Raw genomic sequence first — 509 nt, 5'->3', positions numbered from 1 at the left:
GATGGCGCAGCAGCGCGTGCTGGCCGCCGCGCAGGGGCCGGCGCCGGCACCGCAAGCGCCCATCGCGCCGGCGCAGGCGGCGGCCGTGAATACGGCCATTCTGCAATTGAACCTGCCGTGGCGCGACGTGCAGGATGCGCTGGCCAGCGCCACGCCGCCCGGTATTGCGCTGCTGGCGCTGGAGCCGGATGCGCGCAAGCGCGTGCTGAAGATCACGGCCGAGACGACCGGCAGCGACGCCATGGTGGCCTACATCGCGCAACTGAAGCAGCAGGAGCTGTTTGGCGCCAGGGTGCAGCTGCTGCGCCATGAAATCAACGCGCTCGATCCGAACAAGCCCTTGCGCTTCCAGCTCGAAGCGCACTGGGGCGCGCCATGATGGCCACCGACCTCGCGCTGCTGCGCCTGCGCGCGCAACTGCTGCTGCGGCGCTTGGGCGCGCCCGCCTGCCTGGCCGTGGCCCTGCTCGTGCTGGGCATGGCCGCCTGGGCGTGGGCCTGGCAGCAGCG

At 72.1% G+C, this 509-nt stretch carries 1 protein-coding gene; it reads left to right on the top strand.

Translation table 11 applies throughout. From position 1 onward, the window contains the following. A partial coding sequence (locus GCN74_RS28320; RefSeq protein WP_152259711.1) for a hypothetical protein occupies positions 1 to 379 on the top strand: 379 nt, incomplete at its 5' end. Positions 380 to 509: the final 130 nt, after the last annotated feature.

It is taken from the genome of Janthinobacterium sp. FT14W (assembly GCF_009208755.1).
Lineage (GTDB): Bacteria > Pseudomonadota > Gammaproteobacteria > Burkholderiales > Burkholderiaceae_D > Janthinobacterium > Janthinobacterium violaceinigrum.
The sequence above is the reverse complement of the archived record's forward strand: the minus strand, read 5'-3'. Positions and strand labels throughout refer to the sequence as shown.